Below are 14,086 nucleotides of genomic sequence, written 5' to 3' on the forward strand. Positions count from 1 at the left end.
CCGCAGCCGGCTTTCAGGTCAAGGGATGAATTCGGGCTGCATCATTGCGAGACGCGTAGCGGCGAAGCAATGACGGCGGGGTCAGACGGCCCCAAAATGCAAAATGCCCGCCGGGAGGCGGGCATTCGCTCTTCGACCGAAGCTCGAGGGGAGGGGAAACACGAGCCTCAGGAGAAACTACACGGAACGCACCACGCACGACGCGTGGCGGTTCGTATTCGGTCACTTCAGGCCGCGGCGTGCGAGCGGGCGATGAAGTTGATCTCCGAGCGCGAAAGGCCGAGATCGTCGAGCTCACGGTCGGTCAGACGGGAGAGCTCGCGAACGGTCTCGCGGTAGCGGAGGTAGGCGCGGATCTTGGCAGCGATCATGGTGACGAACATGGTGGTTTTCCTTGCGTGTATTCCGGAGCGGGGCGGTGCCCACAGCGACAATCTCGTTGTGCAGTGCATATAAGCCAGGCGGTCTGCCGCTTACAGAGGCTCTGCCTCAATTCCGTTATGCGCCTTACGCATGAACCATTAAGATGTCGGTTACTTTTGTGCCGTTGCCCTGCGCTGGAGACGTGCCTCGTTTCAAATGCAACCGATTTCCTGCCTATTATTTTGTCTTTCCTCCATTCGCGATCCAGGTCGAACGAACGGGTGCCTGCGTTTTGACCATGTTGCATGTGCTCACTGATGCATGGCGGGGACAGCTGAGGCTCTGCGCTGCAAAATGGAGCGATCGTCATTGTCCGGTCGCAATCGGAGGTGCCGGCCGGCAACGGAAGCCGGGCCGATTCCCGGAAGCGGCGGAGCGAGCCGCGAAGCCGATTCCGAGCCGCCCATCGGCTGCTTTTGCCGGGCAATTTGTGCCGCTTGGGCGAGGGGCGAATGGGCTCTCGCGATTATCTCACTGAAAAAGAAGGCATTTCCCCGCCTGGCGGTGCGGCCCGGGGCTTGCTGGGCATATGGATCACATCCGGAGGATGCCATGTCGGTCGCCATCTCCAGCCGGTCCCCCGCGCCGGTTTCCACATTCCCGCTCGGGACGCGTTCAACGAGCACCGCCGCGACGGAAGCGGATGGCAAGGGGGGCGACGCTTCGGCTTCCTCCTCGGTCAAGGCCGATTTCCTGAAATTCGCGCGGATGAGCCCGGAGGAGCGGGTCCAACAGGCGGTCCTGTCGAAGCTCGGCATGACCGAGGAACAGTTCAACAAGCTCGACGCCAAGGCCAAGGGCGATGTCCTCGCCAAGGTCCGCGACGAGATCCTGCGCCAGATGGACACGAAGGGCGGGCGCCGCACCGGCACTGTCGCCGATATCAAGGTCTGAACAATGCGGAACCCGGCGGCACGCGATCGCGCCACCGGGCCGTCTTATATAAGTGCGCCCAGAGTCACGCAGCCTTACCCGCGTCGAAGCGCAGCAGCCGCAGCGCATTCGCCGTGACGAGGACCGTCGCGCCGGTATCGGCCAGGATCGCGACCCAGAGCCCGGTATAGCCGAGCACGCTCGTCACCAGGAACACGGCCTTGAGGCCGAGCGCGATGGCGATGTTCGCGCGGATATTGCCCATCGCCGCGCGGGCCAGCCGGATCATCGCGGCGATGTCGCGCACCCGGCTCTTCAGCACGGCGCCGTCAGCGGTTTCCAGCGCCACGTCGGTTCCCGAGCCCATGGCGATGCCGACACTCGCCGCGGCCAGCGCCGGAGCGTCGTTGATGCCGTCGCCCACCATCATCACCGGCGTGCCGGCGGCGAGTTCCCGCAGCGCCGCGACCTTGCCGTCCGGCATCAGCTCGGCCTTGTGCTCCATGCCGAGCGCGCCGGCGATGGCGGCCGCGGTGCGGGCGTTGTCGCCGGTCAGCATGGTCGCGCGGACGCCCATCGCTTTGAGTTCGGCGATGGCGGGGGCGGCATCCTCCCGCGGTTCGTCGCGCAGCGCGATCAGCCCGGCCAGCGTGCCGTCGACGATGACGGCGGCAACGGTCTTGCCGGCCGATTCCAGCGACTCGACAGAGGCCTTGGCCCAATCGTCGAATGGGGCGCGGGCCGTGGCATGGCGCGGGGCGCCGACGAACACGGCGCGGCTCCCGACCTTGCCGGTGACGCCCTGGCCGGCCAGCGCCGCCGCTTCCGCAGCCGGTGCGAAGGCGACCGCGTCAGCGCGGGCGCGCTCCAGAACGGCCTCCGCCAGGGGGTGGGCGGAGCCGGCCTCGACGGCGGCCGCGAAGGCCAGAACCTCGCGTTCTTCCCGGTCGAGGGCGACGATGTCGGTGACGCGAGGCTTGCCCTGGGTCAGCGTGCCTGTCTTGTCGAAGGCGACGAGGCCGGTGCGGGCGGCCGTCTCGATGACGACGCCGCCCTTCATCAGCAGGCCCTGGCGGGCGCCGGCCGACAGCGCGGCGGCGATGGCGGCCGGAACCGAGATGACCAACGCGCAGGGGCAGCCGATCAGCAGCAGCGCCAGAGCGCGGTAGACCCAGACCGACCACTCGCCGGCGAAGAGGAGCGGCGGCACCAGCGCGACCAGCAGGGCGAGGCCGACGATCGCCGGCATGTACCAGCGCGAGAAGCGGTCGATGAAGCGTTCGGTCGGCGCGCGGGCCTCCTGCGCCTCCTCGACCAGGCGGATGATGCGGGCGATGGTGTTGTCCTGCGCTGCCTTGTCGACGCGCACGCGCAGCGCCGCCTCGCGGTTGACCGAGCCGGCATAGACCGGCTCGCCGACCCCCTTGGTCTTCGGCACGGACTCGCCCGTCACCGGGCTCTCGTCGATACCGGAGATGCCGTCGGTGATCTCGCCATCCGCCGGAATGCGGTCGCCGGGGCGCACCAGCACGATCTGGCCGATCGTCAGGCTGGCGGCATCGACCTGTCGGGTGGCGCCGTTCTCCTCGACGATGGCGGTCTTCGGTACGAGGTCGCCGAGCGCGCGGATCGAGGCGCGGGCGCGATCGGCCGCCACGCCTTCGAGCACCTCGCCGACGGCGAAGAGGAAGACGACCAGCGCCGCTTCCTCTGCGGCGCCGATGAAGAGCGCGCCGATGGCGGCAATCGTCATCAGCATCTCGATGGTGAAGGGAATGCCGGAGCGTGCCGCCGCTAGAGCACGGCGCGCCACCGGCGCCACGCCGATCGCGCAGGCGACGACGAAAGCCCAATAGGCGATGTCGTGCCGGACCGTGCCGACGATCCAGGCGGCGGCGAGCAGCGCACCCGTCACCAGCACCAGCCGGCCCTTGCCGGTCTGGTACCAGCTCACACCGTCCGGCGTGACCTCGTGGACATGGCCGGGCAGGCCGTGGCCCTCGTCGGCCTTCGCGGCGGCTCCGGCCGATTGCCCGTGCCGGCCATGGGCAGCATGGTCATGGCCGGCGTGATTGTGGCCAGCGTGGTCGTGTCCATGATTGTGACCCGAGCAGCCGGCGCCGTCATGGGCGTGCGCGCCGTGGTCATGCGATTCATGGTCGTGCGATTCCTGGGCATGACCATGGTGGTCATGGTCGTGACCGCCACAGCAGGGCGCCGCTTCGGCGGCCGGCTTCCGAGCGGGGGCGGCCGCGAGCGCGGAGGTTGTATAGCCGAGCCCGTTGACGCGCTTTTCCACGGCGCCGGCGCTGGTCTGCGCCTCGTCGAGCGCCAGCGTCAGCGTCTCCGACATGACGGAAAGCCTGACGTCGCTGACGCCGGGCATGCGTTCCACCGCGCCGCGGATCTTCGTCGCGCAGCTCGCGCAATCCATGCCGCCGACCTTCCAGGAGAGGGTCTTCGGTTCGGATTCGGTGCGGGTCGCCATGGCCTGTCTCCGTCTGCCTTCGCTACGGGACACAGCTTCTACAAGCTGTAGCCACTTCAGGTTCAAGAGAAAAATGATCGCCGCCGCGAACAGCGCGCCGATGCCGCGATCCCAGGCCGGCGCAACCTTGCATTGCCGCTGGTCTTGTTTCTGCATGCAGTATGCAGCTAGAAATCGATAGCTCCTCAAAGCTGGCGGACAGCCCGGCTGGGTCATTGCGGCAGGACGCGACCGGTGCGCTGGCGGCTGAGCCGTCCCGATGCAGTCGGCGCGTTCCGGCCACGCGTCCGGCAGGGCAGGGAGGAAAAACGGCATGGCACAAGCCGAGCCATCGATGGCCCTGAGAGGGCTGCGGGTGCTGGACCTGACGCGGGTGCGGGCCGGGCCGACCTGCGTGCGAATCTTCGCGGATTTCGGGGCTGACGTGATCAAGGTCGAAAGCCCGCCGGGTTTCGATCCGAACGAGAACATGAGCGGCCCGCGCCTCGGCTACGACATGCAGAATCTGCATCGCAACAAGCGTTCCCTGGCCATCAACCTGAAGACGGCCGAGGGCAAGGCGATCCTGATGCGGCTGGTCGAGGAAGCCGATCTCCTGGTCGAGAACTTCCGGCCGGACGTCAAGGAACGGCTCGGCCTCGATTTCGAGACCCTGCATGCCATCAATCCACGGCTGATCCTGGTCTCGATCTCCGGCTTCGGGCAATCCGGCCCGTACCGGACGCGGGCCGGCTTCGACCAGATCGCGCAGGGCATGGGCGGGATGATGTCGGTGACCGGCCTGCCGGGGCAGGGGCCGGTGCGCGCCGGCATCGCACTGGCCGATTCCTCGGCGGGGCTTTACGGGGCCGTCGGCGCGCTGGTGGCGCTGCAGGAGCGGGCCCTGTCCGGCAAGGGGCAATGGGTGCAGACCTCGCTGCTCGAGGCGCAGATTGCGATGATGGATTTCCAGGCCGCGCGCTATCTCGTCGAAGGTTCGGTGCCGCCGCAGGCCGGCAACGACCATCCCTATTCCACGCCGATGGGGGTCTATAAAACCCGGGACGGCGCCATCAATCTCGGCGTCGGCGGGGAGGAGCAATGGCGCTCCTTCTGCCGGGCTGTCGAGCGGCCGGAATGGGGCAGCGATCCCCGCTTCGACAGCATGGAAAAGCGCTTCGACCAGCGCCCGGAGCTGCGGCGGATGATCGAGGAGCGCCTCTCCGCGGCTGGCAGCTCGCACTGGCTCGCTGTAATGGAGGCGCATGGCGTGCCGGCCGGGCCGATCTATGCGGTCGACCAGATGTTCGACGACCCGCAAGTGCGCCATCTCGGCATCGCCAAGCCGCTGGAACACCCCCAGCTCGGGGATATCCGGGTCGTCGGCCAGCCGGTGACGCTCTCGCGCACCCCCTCCACGGTGGCGACGCCGACGCCGGCCGCCGGGGAGCATAATGACGAGGTCCTGGCCGAACTCGGCTATGACGAAGCCGGGCTCGCGCGGTTGCGGGCCGAGGGCGTGATCTGACGGAGGCCGGAGTGAGCGAAGACATTCTCTATGCGGTAGAGGGCGGGATCGGGACGATCACGCTCAACCGGCCGCAAGCGCGCAATGCCATGACCTTCGCCATGTATGAGCGGCTGGCCGAGATCTGCCGCGATCCGGCGGCCCATGGCGACCCGCGCGTCATCATCGTGACCGGCGCCGGCGACAAGGCTTTCGCCTCGGGCACCGATATCGCGCAGTTCCGTTCCTTTGCGAGCGCGGCGGATGCTCTGGCCTATGAGGAGCGGATCGAAGGCGTGATCGATGCCATCGAGCGCTGCGCCGTGCCGACGCTGGCGGCGATCTCCGGAGCCGTCACCGGTGGCGGGGCGGCCATCGCGCTCGCCTGCGATCTCAGGATCGCGACGGTGACGGCACGCTTCGGCTTCCCGATCGCGCGCACGCTCGGCAACAGCCTGTCGATGGCGAATTATGCCCGGCTCTTCGCCCTGCTCGGCCCGGCGCTGGTCAAGGACATCGTCTTCACGGCGCGGCTCGTCGAGGCGGAGGAGGGGCGCCGGGCCGGGCTCTACAGCGAATTGCTGCCGGATCATCCCGCGCTGATGTTGCGGGCGACCGAGCTCGCCACGACCATCGCCGGGCATGCGCCGCTGACCATGCGGGCGACCAAGGAGGCGATGCGGCGGCTGACGACCGCCACGGCGCAAGCTGTCGCCGGCGAGGACCTGGTCACGCTCTGCTACACGAGCGAGGATTTCCGGGAAGGCATGGAGGCCTTCCTCGCCAAGCGTCCCCCGGTCTGGCGGGGGCGCTGAGGCAGGCGGCGGAAGACGCTTCGTTCAGCCGTAGCGGGCTTCCAGCCGCCGGTCGAACCAGAGCGCGACGAGCGTGCAGATCACGCCCGAGAGCAGATAGAGCCCGACCCAGGCGAGGCCGAGCTTGCTGGAGAGCGTCAGCGCCACCAGCGGCGCAAAGCCGGCGCCGATCAGCCAGGCGAGGTCGGAGGTCAGCGCCGCGCCGGTGTAGCGATACTCCCGGCCGAAGCTCGAGGCGACGGCGCCTGCGGTTTGGCCGTAGGAGAGGCCGAGCAGGCCGAAGCCGATGATGACATAGACCGTCTGGCCGGCTTGGCTGTCTCCGAAGAGCAGGGGAGCGATGACGCTGCCCAGGCTGAACAGGCCAATCATCAGGCCGGAGAGAATCAGCGTCCGGCGCCGGCCGATCTGGTCGGCGATCAGGCCCGACGTCATGATCGCCCCGGCGCAGACCACGGCGCCCGCGCCCTGCACGATCAGGAACTCCGAGACCGAGCGGTTGGTGAAGAGGTTGATCCAGCTCACCGGAAAGATCGTGACGATGTGGAAGAGCGCGAAGCTCGCCAGTGGCACGAAGGCGCCGAGGACCAGCGTGCTGCCGCGCTTGCGGATGAGCTGCATGACCGGGCTGGGCATGAGTTCGCGCGTTTCCATGAGCTGCGCGAATTCCTGCGTCGCGACCATGCGCAAGCGAGCGAACAGCGCGACGACGTTGATCGTCAGGGCGACGAAGAAGGGATAGCGCCAGCCCCAGCCGAGGAAATCCTCGGTCGAGAGCGAGCCCTCGAAGAAGGCGAACAGCCCGGCGGCGAGAATGAAGCCGATGGGGGCGCCGAGCTGCGGCAGCATCGCATACCAGCCGCGCCGGTTCTGCGGGGCGTTGAGCGCAAGCAGCGAGGACAGGCCGTCCCAGGCGCCGCCGAGCGCGATGCCCTGCAGCAGGCGGAAGGTCGCCAGGATGATGCCGGACCAGATGCCGATGGTCTCGTAACCTGGCAGGAAGGCGATCGCGGCCGTCGAGCCGCCAAGCAGGAACAGCGCGGCGGTGAGCTTGGTGGCGCGGCCATAGACGCGATCGATCGACATGAACAGCACGGAGCCGATCGGTCGCGTCAGGAAGGCGAGGGCGAAGATGCCAAAGGAATAGAGCGTTCCGGTCAGCGGATCCGCGAAGGGAAAGACCAGCTGGGGGAATACCAGCACGCAGCCCAGCCCGAAGACGAAGAAGTCGAAATATTCCGATGTCCGGCCGATGATGACGCCGAGCGCGATCTCGCCCGGGGTGACGTGATCGCGACCATGTTCGTCGGTCGGATGGCTCGATGCCGGGCTTGCCACATGGGCGCTCATTCGGGGGCTTCCTCGTTCGCGCGGAAAAGGGATAACATTCCCCCGCTCCGGACGCCATGGATGCGGCGGATAAAAGCGGAGCGTCGATCATCTGCCAATGGGACATTCTGTCCTCTGTGCAGTGCAATAGAATGCGATAGAAGGACGGCGACTTTCCGGTCACGGAGGGCTTGGTCTCTTGATGAATCGTCGTTTTCTGGCGCTGTTGCCGCTTTTCGCCCTGCTTGGGGGCTGTCAGGCGGTGCTGTTGTCGCCCTCCGGTGATGTTGCATTGCAGCAACGTAACCTCATGCTGATCTCGACGGGGCTCATGCTGACCGTCATCCTGCCGGTGATGGCGCTGACGGTGTTCTTCGCCTGGCGCTACCGCGCTTCGGCGAAGGCCGAGTACGATCCGGACTGGAATCACTCGCTGCCGCTCGAAGTGGTGATCTGGGCGGTGCCGCTGCTGATCATCGTCATTCTCGGTGCGCTGACCTGGATGGGCACGCATCTGCTCGACCCCTATCGGCCGCTCAACCGCATCAGCGCGACGGCGCCGATCGCGACGCCGCAGGGCGGCGAGGCGCAGGTACGCAAGCAGCCGCTCGTCATCCAGGTCGTGGCGCTCGACTGGAAATGGCTGTTCCTCTACCCGCAGCAGGGCATCGCCTCGGTCAACGAGGTGGTGGCGCCGGTGAACCAGCCGATCGAATTCCGCATCACCGCCTCCTCGGTGATGAACTCGCTCTTCATCCCCGCGCTCGCCGGCCAGATCTATGCGATGCCGGGCATGCAGACCAAGCTCAACGCCGTCATCAACCATGCCGGCGATTTCGAGGGCTTCTCGGCGAACTATAGCGGGGAGGGCTTCTCCGGGATGCGCTTCCGCTTCCGTGGTGTCGAAGGCAACGGATTCGAGGACTGGGTGAAGGCTGCGCGCGACAAGGGCGACAAGCTCGGCCGCGAGGAATATCTCGTCTTCGAGCGGCCGAGCGAGCGTGAGCCGGCCCGCCAGTTCGGCAGCGTCGCGCCCGATCTCTACGACGCCATCCTCAACATGTGCGTCGACCGCGCCAAGATGTGCATGCGCGACATGATGGCGATGGATGCCAAGGGCGGCGGCGGCAAGGAGGGCATCTCCACCGTCATGGCGCTCGAATACGACAAGTCGGTGCGCCGGGGCGGCGCGCCCCTGCCGCCGCGCCCCTTCGTCACCGCGATCTGCACGCCGGCCGATGTCTACGGCAAGGGCGGCGTGACAGCCCAAGTCGCGAATTGAGCCGCCAATTGAACGGCCGCCTGGCCAAGCCTAGCGATCCGAGGAAGCCATGAATTCCTATCCCGACTGGTGGAAGCTCGTGTTCGGACGCTTCACGCTCGAGGCGATTCCGTATCATGAGCCCATCCTGCTCGCGACCTTCGCTGGCGTGGTGATCGGCGGCCTCGCGCTCATCGCGCTCATCACCCGGATGAAGGCCTGGGGCTATCTCTGGCACGAGTGGTTCACCAGCGTCGACCACAAGAAGATCGGCATCATGTATATGGTGCTCGGCATCGTCATGCTGCTGCGCGGCTTCGCCGACGCGCTGATGATGCGTGGGCAGCAGGCCATCGCCTTCGGCGCGAACGAGGGCTATCTGCCACCACATCACTACGACCAGATCTTCACGGCGCATGGCGTGATCATGATCTTCTTCGTGGCGATGCCGCTGGTCACGGGGCTGATGAACTATGTCGTGCCGCTGCAGATCGGCGCGCGCGACGTCGCCTTCCCCTTCCTCAATAATTTCTCGTTCTGGATGACCGTCGGCGGCGTCGTGCTGGTCATGGCCTCGCTCTTCGTCGGCGAGTTCGCCAAGGTCGGCTGGCTCGCCTATCCGCCGCTGTCGGGGGCCGCCTACTCGCCCGGGGTGGGCATGGACTACTACCTCTGGGCGCTCCAGATCGCGGGCGTGGGCACGACGCTGTCGGGCATCAACCTGATCGCGACGATCGTGAAGATGCGCGCGCCCGGCATGGACATGATGAAGATGCCAGTCTTCACCTGGACGGCGCTGTGCACCAACGTGCTGATCGTGGCGAGCTTCCCGATCCTGGCCAGCACGCTCGCGCTGCTGACGCTGGACCGCTATGTCGGCACCAACTTCTTCACGAACGATCTCGGCGGCAACCCGATGATGTACGTGAACCTGATCTGGATCTGGGGGCACCCGGAGGTCTATATCCTGATCCTGCCGGTCTTCGGCGTCTATTCGGAGGTGGCCTCGACCTTCTCCGGCAAGCGGCTCTTCGGCTATACCTCGATGGTCTATGCGACGGTGGTCATCACCATCCTGTCCTACCTCGTCTGGCTGCACCATTTCTTCACGATGGGCTCGGGCGCCAGCGTGAACTCCTTCTTCGGCATCACGACGATGATCATCTCGATCCCGACGGGCGCGAAGATCTTCAACTGGCTGTTCACGATGTATCGCGGCCGCATCCGCTTCGAATTGCCGATGATGTGGCTGCTCGCCTTCATGCTGACCTTCGTCATCGGCGGCATGACCGGCGTCATGCTGGCGGTGCCGCCAGCCGATTTCATCTTGCACAACAGCCTGTTCCTGATCGCGCATTTCCACAACGTGATCATCGGCGGCGTGGTCTTCGGCGCCTTCGCCGGCATCACCTACTGGTTCCCGAAGGCCTTCGGCTTCAAGCTCGACGAGTTCTGGGGCAGGCTCTCCTTCTGGTTCTGGGTGATCGGCTTCTACGTCGCCTTCATGCCGCTCTATGTGCTCGGCCTGATGGGCGTGACCCGTCGGGTGAACCATTTCGAGGATCCGTCGCTGCAGATCTGGTTCGTGATCGCGGCCTTCGGCGCCGTGCTGATCGCGCTCGGCATCCTCTGCTTCCTCATCCAGATCGGCGTCAGCATCCTGCGTCGCGAGCAGTTGCGCGACACGACCGGCGATCCCTGGGATGGGCGTACGCTGGAATGGTCGACCTCCTCGCCACCGCCGGCCTATAATTTCGCCTTCACGCCCGTCATCCACGACCATGACACCTGGGCCGACATGAAGAAGCGCGGCTACCGGCGACCGCTGACCGGCTTCAAGCCGATCCACATGCCGAAGAACACCGGCGCAGGCCTGATCATCTCCGCCTTCGCGACGATCTGCGGCTTCGCGCTGGTCTGGTACATCTGGTGGCTGGCGGCGCTGGCCTTCATCGCGGTGATCGCGACGGCGATCGCCCATACCTTCAACTATAACCGGGACTTTCACATCCCGGCCGAGACGGTCCTGCGCGAGGAGAATGCGCGCACCGAGCAACTCGGGCAGGCCTGAGGGATGACGATGACCACGGCGACAGCGCTGGACACCGACAAGGCCGACATCCCGGTCTTCCACGTCACGGAAGACGAGCACGAGCACTCCGGCGGCTCGACCATGCTCGGCTTCTGGATGTACCTGATGAGCGACTGCCTGGTTTTCGCAGTCCTCTTCGCGACCTTCGGCGTGCTCGGGCGCAACTATGCGGCGGGGCCTTCCGGCGCCGATCTGTTCGACCTCAAGCTGGTGGCGGTCAACACCACCATGCTGCTGCTCTCCTCGATCACCTACGGCTTCGCCATGCTGGCGATGGACAAGGGGCGGCAGGCCGCGGTGCAGGGCTGGCTGGCGGTGACCGGCCTGTTCGGCCTCGCCTTCATCGGCATCGAGCTCTACGAGTTCCACCACATGATCCTGGAGGGCGCGACGCCGATGCGCAGCGCCTTCCTCTCCTCCTTCTTCACGCTGGTGGGCACGCACGGGCTGCACGTCACCTTCGGCCTGATCTGGCTCACCGTGCTGATGGTGCAGGTCAAGCAGCGCGGCCTGATCGAGGCCAATCGCCGCCGTCTGATGTGCCTGAGCATGTTCTGGCACTTCCTCGACGTCGTCTGGATCGGCGTCTTCTCCTTCGTCTATCTGATGGGCGTGCTGAAATGAGCGGATCGCAGGACCACTCCGGAGCCCACGCCGAAGCGCATGGCGCCGGCCATGACGATCACGGCGCCTCGCATGCGACGCTGCGCGGCTATCTCACCGGCTTCGTCCTCGCGGCCATCCTGACCGCGATTCCGTTCTGGCTGGTGATGGGCGACGTGCTCGGCAACTCGACCGTGACGGCGCTGGTGGTCATGGCCTTCGCGGCGGTGCAGATCGTCGTCCACATGGTCTACTTCCTGCACATGAATTCGCGCTCGGAAGGCGGCTGGACGATGATGGCGCTGATCTTCACCATCGTCATCGTGGTGATCGCGCTCTCGGGCTCGCTGTGGGTGATGTACCACCTCAACAGCAACATGATGCCGATGGCGCCCGGCGACCACCCGATGTGAGGGCGTCGCCATGGCCGCCCCGGCACAGGCCGAGGCCGGCCGGCCATCGCCGGCACGCCGGGTTGCCCTTCTCGGCCTCACCGGCCTGCTCACGCTCGTCTTCGCCGGGCTCGGCCTCTGGCAGGTCGAACGGCGCAGCTGGAAGCTCGATCTGATCGCGCGCGTCGATGCGCGCATCCACGCACCGCCGGCCCCTGCGCCGGGGCCGGAGGATTGGGCGGGCATCGCCGGGGACGAGTACCGGAGGGTCGCGCTGGAAGGGCGCTATCTTCCCGGGCCGGAGACGCTGGTGAAGGCCGTGACCGAGAAAGGACCCGGCTTCTGGGTTCTGGCGCCGTTCCACACCGCGCGCGGCTTCACGGTTCTGGTCAATCGCGGCTTCGTGCCGGAAGACCGGCGCGAGCCAGGAGAGCGCAGCGATGCGGCGGCGCGCGGCGAGACGCATCTCGTCGGGCTGCTGCGATTGAGCGAGCCGGGCGGCGGGTTCCTGCGCAGCAACGACGCGGCCGGCGGGCGCTGGTATTCACGCGATGTCGCAGCGATTGCCGAGGCAGGCGGACTCGGCGAGGTCGCGCCTTATTTCGTCGATGCGGATGCTGCCTCCGAGCCCGGCCCTCTGCCACTGGGCGGGCTGACGGTGGTCAGCTTCCGCAACACGCATCTGATTTATGCGCTGACCTGGTTCTGCCTCGCGGGGATGGGCGCCTGGGCCGGGCTTTACGTCTTGCGCAGGCGTGCGGAAGAGGAGCCGTCTGCCTCATAGGTTCGAGGTGCTTCCAGGGTGGTTCGGAAACACGCCGTCATTCCGTGCTTGACCCGGAATCCATCGCAGAGCGCGGAGGCCTATGATGGATTCCGGATCGGCGCCGCTTCGCGGCTTGTCCAGAATGACGTGGAAATTTGGGCTGGCGCTTAGTGCCGGCTTGGCATCTGCCCAAGCTCGTGCAGCAGCGCAGCACCCGTCCGCAAGCCGCTGTAGAAGCAGTCCAAGGTCATGTTCTCGTTCGGGGCGTGATTGGCCTCGTCATGGTTCGCATAGGGCGTGACGTAAGCCGGGATGCCGAGGATCTTGGTGAAGACGTAGTTCGGCAGGCTGCCGAAGCCGGCCGGGATCAGCAGCGGTTCCTCGCCATGGGCGGCGACGAAGGCACGGCGCAGCGGCGCGGTATAGGCCGAGGCGATCTGCGTCTTCGAGGGCTGCATGCCCATCTCCTCGGCGATGAACTCAACCTCGGGCGCATGCTTCTCCACATGCGCCTTGACCTTGCGCAGGATGTCTTCGGGATCCTGTGCCTCGACGAGGCGGATATCGCACTTCACCAGCGCCTCGTTCGGCAGCACGGTCTTGGTACCCGGCCCGCCATAGCCGCCATGGAAGCCGTTGATCGTCAGCGTCGGCTGGAAGCAGAGGCGGTCGTAGAAGGGGCGGTCGAGCGGCGCGTCGAGCCGGGTGAGGCTCAAACCCTGCTTGAAACCTTCGATATCGAGCGGCAGGCGCTTGATCGCCTCGATATCCTCGGCAGTCGGCGGCTCGACGTCGTCATGCAGCCCCTCGATGGTGATCTCGCCATCGGCGTTCTTCATCGTGGACAGCAGATGGACGAGCGTCCAGATCGGGTTCGGAACGACGCCGCCGAAATTGCCGGAATGGACGTCGCGGCTGGCATGGCGGCAGCGCAGCTCGAAGGAGACGACGCCACGGGAGCCGAACTTGATGCTCGGCTTGCCGCTGGCATGGCGCGGGCCGTCGGCGGTGACGGAGAGGTCGGCCTTCAGCAGATGCCGGTTGGCGCGCGCGAAGCCGGCGATGTTCGGACTGCCGATCTCCTCCTCGCCCTCCAGCAGCAGGATGACGTTGCAGGGCAGTTCGCCATGGACCTTGAGATGCGATTCGATGGCGAGGATCTGGGCGAAGTGCTGGCCCTTGTTGTCGCCGACGCCGCGGGCATAGAGGCGCCCGTCTCGGATCGTCGGCTCGAAAGGCGGCGAAAGCCATTTGTCGAGCGGGTCGGCCGGCTGCACATCGTAATGGCCGTAAAGCAGCACGGTCGGCTTGCCCGGCGCCTTCTCCCAGCGCGCGACCACCATCGGATGGCCTTCGGTCGGCACGAGGCTGGTTTCGAGGCCGATCTTCGTCAGCATGCCCAGCAGCAGATTGCCGACCTCGGTGATGCCGATGTTCTCGGCGCTGATGCTGGGGTGGCGCAGATAGTCGATCAGGCGGTCGAGGAAGGCGGCCCGGTTCGCCTCGATATGATCGAAGACTGCGGCCAATGCGTCGGAGGTAGCCATGAGAATGCGCC

General features: G+C 66.3%; 12 protein-coding genes. 8 read left to right on the top strand and 4 right to left on the bottom strand.

Annotated elements, in window-relative coordinates; translation table 11 throughout:
• Positions 1-227 precede the first annotated feature (227 nt).
• Complete coding sequence (locus GGC47_RS23445) at positions 228-383, bottom strand: DUF1127 domain-containing protein (protein ID WP_081925531.1); 156 nt, start codon at positions 381-383, stop codon at positions 228-230.
• A gap of 592 nt (positions 384-975) precedes the next feature.
• On the opposite strand from GGC47_RS23445, the gene GGC47_RS23450 reads away from it, so the two are divergent.
• Positions 976-1,317 carry a hypothetical protein gene (locus GGC47_RS23450; protein WP_142022666.1) on the top strand — a complete coding sequence of 114 codons (342 nt, stop codon included), beginning with the start codon at positions 976-978 and terminating at the stop codon, positions 1,315-1,317.
• A 64-nt stretch (positions 1,318-1,381) separates the two neighbouring features.
• Here the strand turns inward: GGC47_RS23450 and GGC47_RS23455 are convergent, their stop codons facing one another.
• On the bottom strand, positions 1,382-3,784 hold the full coding sequence (locus tag GGC47_RS23455; RefSeq protein ID WP_142022667.1) for a heavy metal translocating P-type ATPase: 2,403 nt from the start codon (positions 3,782-3,784) through the stop codon (positions 1,382-1,384).
• Between the two features lie 313 nt (positions 3,785-4,097).
• Between GGC47_RS23455 and GGC47_RS23460 the strand changes: the two genes are divergently transcribed.
• Entirely contained in the window at positions 4,098-5,291 is a 1,194-nt protein-coding gene (locus GGC47_RS23460; protein ID WP_142022668.1) for a CaiB/BaiF CoA transferase family protein, read from the top strand.
• Entirely contained in the window at positions 5,288-6,085 is a 798-nt protein-coding gene (locus GGC47_RS23465; protein WP_142022669.1) for an enoyl-CoA hydratase/isomerase family protein, read from the top strand. The genes GGC47_RS23460 and GGC47_RS23465 overlap by 4 nt, the downstream gene beginning before the upstream one ends.
• A 24-nt stretch (positions 6,086-6,109) precedes the next feature.
• Here the strand turns inward: GGC47_RS23465 and GGC47_RS23470 are convergent, their stop codons facing one another.
• A complete protein-coding gene (locus GGC47_RS23470) occupies positions 6,110-7,435 on the bottom strand; it encodes an MFS transporter (RefSeq protein ID WP_142022670.1) in 1,326 nt (441 codons plus the stop codon).
• Between the two features lie 181 nt (positions 7,436-7,616).
• On the opposite strand from GGC47_RS23470, the gene cyoA reads away from it, so the two are divergent.
• Genes cyoA through GGC47_RS23495 form a run of 5 tightly spaced genes read left to right on the top strand, consistent with a single transcriptional unit; the run spans position 7,617 to position 12,546 of the window.
• The gene (gene cyoA, locus GGC47_RS23475; RefSeq protein ID WP_081925532.1) at positions 7,617-8,696 is read left to right on the top strand and encodes a ubiquinol oxidase subunit II; all 1,080 of its coding nucleotides are present in this window, start codon (positions 7,617-7,619) and stop codon (positions 8,694-8,696) included.
• 49 nt (positions 8,697-8,745) lie between these two features.
• Positions 8,746-10,746, top strand: a complete 2,001-nt coding sequence (gene cyoB / locus GGC47_RS23480; RefSeq protein ID WP_142022671.1) for a cytochrome o ubiquinol oxidase subunit I — start codon at positions 8,746-8,748, stop codon at positions 10,744-10,746.
• Positions 10,747-10,755: 9 nt separating this feature from the next.
• Positions 10,756-11,391, top strand: coding sequence for a cytochrome o ubiquinol oxidase subunit III (gene cyoC, locus GGC47_RS23485; RefSeq protein WP_142022672.1), 636 nt, complete (start codon positions 10,756-10,758; stop codon positions 11,389-11,391).
• On the top strand, positions 11,388-11,783 hold the full coding sequence (cyoD, locus tag GGC47_RS23490) for a cytochrome o ubiquinol oxidase subunit IV (protein ID WP_038365587.1): 396 nt from the start codon (positions 11,388-11,390) through the stop codon (positions 11,781-11,783). Before cyoC ends, cyoD begins: the two co-directional genes overlap by 4 nt.
• A 10-nt stretch (positions 11,784-11,793) precedes the next feature.
• The gene (locus GGC47_RS23495; RefSeq protein WP_142022673.1) at positions 11,794-12,546 is read left to right on the top strand and encodes an SURF1 family protein; all 753 of its coding nucleotides are present in this window, start codon (positions 11,794-11,796) and stop codon (positions 12,544-12,546) included.
• A gap of 149 nt (positions 12,547-12,695) precedes the next feature.
• Here the strand turns inward: GGC47_RS23495 and GGC47_RS23500 are convergent, their stop codons facing one another.
• Entirely contained in the window at positions 12,696-14,075 is a 1,380-nt protein-coding gene (locus GGC47_RS23500) for a M20/M25/M40 family metallo-hydrolase (protein WP_142022674.1), read from the bottom strand.
• Positions 14,076-14,086: the final 11 nt, after the last annotated feature.

It is taken from the genome of Allobosea sp. OAE752 (assembly GCF_050433265.1).
Taxonomy (GTDB): Bacteria; Pseudomonadota; Alphaproteobacteria; order Rhizobiales; family Beijerinckiaceae; genus Allobosea; species Allobosea spartocytisi.

Excerpts from the sequence above, each read along its gene's own strand:
- cyoC (WP_142022672.1), top strand. The coding sequence starts at position 10,756 with ATGACCACGGCGACAGCGCTGGACACCGACAAGGCCGACATCCCGGTC.
- GGC47_RS23470 (WP_142022670.1), bottom strand. The coding sequence starts at position 7,435 with ATGAGCGCCCATGTGGCAAGCCCGGCATCGAGCCATCCGACCGACGAA.
- GGC47_RS23460 (WP_142022668.1), top strand. The coding sequence starts at position 4,098 with ATGGCACAAGCCGAGCCATCGATGGCCCTGAGAGGGCTGCGGGTGCTG.
- GGC47_RS23500 (WP_142022674.1), bottom strand. The coding sequence starts at position 14,075 with ATGGCTACCTCCGACGCATTGGCCGCAGTCTTCGATCATATCGAGGCG.
- cyoD (WP_038365587.1), top strand. The coding sequence starts at position 11,388 with ATGAGCGGATCGCAGGACCACTCCGGAGCCCACGCCGAAGCGCATGGC.
- GGC47_RS23495 (WP_142022673.1), top strand. The coding sequence starts at position 11,794 with ATGGCCGCCCCGGCACAGGCCGAGGCCGGCCGGCCATCGCCGGCACGC.
- cyoB (WP_142022671.1), top strand. The coding sequence starts at position 8,746 with ATGAATTCCTATCCCGACTGGTGGAAGCTCGTGTTCGGACGCTTCACG.
- GGC47_RS23450 (WP_142022666.1), top strand. The coding sequence starts at position 976 with ATGTCGGTCGCCATCTCCAGCCGGTCCCCCGCGCCGGTTTCCACATTC.
- cyoA (WP_081925532.1), top strand. The coding sequence starts at position 7,617 with ATGAATCGTCGTTTTCTGGCGCTGTTGCCGCTTTTCGCCCTGCTTGGG.
- GGC47_RS23455 (WP_142022667.1), bottom strand. The coding sequence starts at position 3,784 with ATGGCGACCCGCACCGAATCCGAACCGAAGACCCTCTCCTGGAAGGTC.
- GGC47_RS23445 (WP_081925531.1), bottom strand. The coding sequence starts at position 383 with ATGTTCGTCACCATGATCGCTGCCAAGATCCGCGCCTACCTCCGCTAC.